Source organism: Streptomyces sp. NPDC059679 (genome assembly GCF_042734105.1).
Lineage (GTDB): Bacteria > Actinomycetota > Actinomycetes > Streptomycetales > Streptomycetaceae > Streptomyces.
The window spans coordinates 1-3,470 of the sequence record NZ_JBHWES010000172.1; the positions used below are offsets into that span (position 1 = coordinate 1).

2 protein-coding genes are annotated in these 3,470 nt (G+C 70.9%); both read left to right on the forward strand.

What is annotated here, in order from left to right; genetic code table 11:
• Positions 1–630: acyl carrier protein (locus ACFV2X_RS55390; RefSeq protein WP_385631892.1), on the forward strand; the 630-nt coding region annotated here is incomplete at its 5' end.
• Position 631: 1 nt separating this feature from the next.
• Positions 632–3,470 (forward strand): type I polyketide synthase (locus ACFV2X_RS55395; RefSeq protein WP_385631895.1); only part of this gene is annotated, 2,839 nt, incomplete at its 3' end.

Here is a 3,470-nt window from a genome sequence, read left to right on the forward strand (position 1 = left end):
GGTGAGATTCCCGCGCTGTTGCGCGGGTTGGTCCCGGCGTCGCGCAGGCTGAGCCGACAGGCCGCGGGCGGCGGTGACGCCGACGGCCTCAAGCGTCAGCTGTCCGGGCTGGACGCACAGGAACGGACGCGGGTGCTGACCGACATGGTGCGCGGCCACGTCGCCATGGTGCTCGGACACGGGTCGGCCGAGATGGTCGATCTGGACCGCAACTTCGGTGAAATCGGGCTCGACTCGCTGACCGCGGTGGAACTGCGCAACCAGCTCAACGCGGCGACCGGACTCCGGCTGCCCGCCACCTTGGTCTTCGACTACCCCACCGCGCGGGACATCGCCACGTTCGTGGGTTCGGAGCTCATCCCCGAGGCGGCCGACACCGACGCAGTGGGACACGAGGAGCGGGTGCGCCGAGTACTGACCAGCATCCCGCTCAGCAGGCTGCGCGACGCCGGCCTGCTGGACACCCTGCTGGAACTCGGCGGAGCCACCGCCACGCCGCGGGACGGGGCGGAGGACGCGGACGGATCCGACCAGCCCGGCTCGATCGACGCGATGGACAAGAACGATCTGATCGACATGGCGTTCAACAGCCTTGGCCTTGAGGGTGCCACCTGGGAAGAGGGTAACTGACATGACCGACTCCGATGAGAAGCTGGTCAGTGCGCTTCGCCTGTCGCTGAAGGAGAACGAGCGCCTGCGGGTGCAGAACGCCAAGCTCTCCGGCGCGACGCGGGAGCCCGTGGCCATCGTGGCGATGAGCTGCCGCTACCCCGGCGACGTCACCTCGCCCGAGGAGCTGTGGCAGCTGGTGGCCGACGGCGTCGACGCGGTGTCGGACTTCCCGGCCGACCGTGGCTGGGACATCGATGGCGGCTATGACCCGGAGCCGGGCAAGGCGGGGAAGTTCTACGCGCGCGAGGGCGGCTTTCTGCACGACGGCGGGGAGTTCGACCCGGCCCCGTTCGGCATCAGCCCCGTAGAGGCGCTGCACATGGACCCGCAGCAGCGGCTGCTGCTGGAGTGTTCATGGGAAGTACTCGAGCGCGCCGGTATCGACCCGCTGTCCCTGAAGGGCGCCACCACCGGGGTGTTCACCGGGGCCATGCACCACGACTACGCACTCGGGCACAATGTCAGCACCACTTCGGGCGGCAGCCTGCTCAGCGGCGGCGTCTCGTACACCCTCGGGCTCGAAGGCCCCTCCGTCACGATTGACACCGCGTGTTCGTCCTCGCTGGCCGCCGTCCATCTGGCCTGCCAGGCGCTGCGCCGGGAGGAGTGCGGTCTCGCGCTCGCGGGCGGGGTCACGGTGATGGCAACCCCCCAGCTCTTCAAGGTCTTCTCCCAGCAGCGCGGACTATCACCCGACGGCCGCTGCAAGTCCTTCTCGGACGCCGCCGACGGCACCGGCTGGGGCGAGGGCGCCGGGATGCTGCTCCTGGAGCGGCTGTCCGACGCGCGCCGCAACGGCCACCCGGTGCTCGCGGTGATCCGCGGCAGCGCCGTCAACCAGGACGGCCGCAGCAGCGGACAGACCGCGCCGAACGGCCCGGCGCAGCAGCGGCTGATCCGCCAGGCCCTCGCGAACGCGGGCCTGTCCGCCGCCGATGTCGACGCGGTGGAGGCACACGGCACCGGCACCACGCTGGGCGACCCGATCGAGGCCCAGGCGCTGCTCGCGACCTATGGGCGGGGCCGGGAAGGCCATCACCCGCTGTTGCTGGGCTCCATCAAGTCCAACATCGGGCACACCCAGGCGGCAGCCGGGGTCGCGGGCGTGATCAAGATGGTCATGGCCATGCGCCACGGCACCCTGCCCCGTACGCTGCACCTGGACGTACCTTCCGCACAGGTCGACTGGTCGGCCGGGGCGGTGGAGCTGCTGACCGAACCGGTGGCGTGGCCGGAGACGGGACATCTGCGCCGCGCGGGTGTCTCCGCGTTCGGGGCCAGCGGCACCAATGTGCATGTGATCCTGGAGCAGAGCCCACCCGGCGAGGAGCTCGAAGGCACCCGTCCGGAGTGGTCCGGGGCGGTCCCCTGGGTGCTCTCCGGCAGGACACCGGAGGCGCTGCGCGCCCAGGCCGCCCGGCTGCTGGCCACCGTGTCGGGGAACGACGGGCCCGCACCCGCCGACATCGGGCTTTCGCTGGTCACCGGCCGGACCAGGTTCGAGCACCGCGCCGCCGTGGTCGGCCGGGACCGAGAGGAGTTCGTACAAGGACTCGCCGCGCTGGCCACCGGCACACCCGCCACCGGGGTGGTGACCGGGGCCGCCCGCGAGGCGCCGAGGGTCGTGTTCGTGTTCCCGGGCCAGGGCACCCAGTGGACCGGCATGGCGACAGAACTGCTCGAGTCCAACACCGTCTTCCAGCAGACGATGCTCGCGTGCGAGAACGCGCTGTCGAAGGTCGTGGACTGGTCGCTGCCGGCGGTCCTCGACGATCAGGACGCGCTCGACCGGGTGGACGTGGTCCAGCCGGCGCTGTGGGCGGTGATGGTCTCGCTCGCCGCGGTATGGCGCTCCTGCGGCGTGGAGCCGGCCGCGGTGGTGGGCCATTCCCAGGGCGAGATCGCCGCCGCCTGTGTGGCGGGTGCGCTGTCGCTCGAGGACGGGGCCCGGGTGGTGGCCCTGCGCAGCAGGATCATCGCCGAGGTACTGGCCGGTCAGGGCCGGATGATGTCGATCCCCGAGCCGCTGGAACAGGTCGAGCGGCGACTCGCGGGATCGGAGTCGGAGCCGGAGTCGGCGGGCGGCTTTGCGGACGCCGTGTCGATCGCGGCGGTGAACGGACCGTCGTCCGTGGTGGTCTCCGGCGAGGCCGGAGCGGTCGAGAAGTTGCACACCGCCCTGGTGGAGGAGGGTGTCCGCGCCCGGCTGATCGAGGTGGACTACGCCTCGCACTCCGCACAGGTGGAACAGATCGCCGACCGCCTGGCCGAGGCCCTTGACCCGATCCGCCCCCGGCCCTCGGACATCCCCTTCTACTCCACCGTGGACGACGGCTGGCAGGACACGGAAGGACTGGACGCCGGGTACTGGTACCGCAATCTGCGCCAACCAGTGCGGTTCGAACCCGCGGTGCGGGCCTTGCTGGACAAGGGTTTCCGCGGGTTCGTCGAGATCAGCAGTCACCCGGTGCTGACGGTCGGCGTACAGGAGTCCATCGACCGTGCCGAGGTACGAGCGATGGCCACCGGCTCGCTGCGCCGCGACGAAGGCGGCTGGGACCGGATGGTGCTCTCGCTGGCCACCGCGCATATGGGCGGGGTGGCCGTGGACTGGCCGACGGTGTTCGCGGACACCGGTGCGCGCCGAGTGGAGCTGCCCACGTATGCCTTCCAACGGCAGCGGTACTGGCTCGACAGCGAGATCGGTGTGGGTGATCCGGTGTCGTTGGGGTTGGGTGTGGTGGGGCATCCGGTGTTGGGTGCGGTGGTGGTGTCGGCGGGTTCGGATGGGGTGGTGT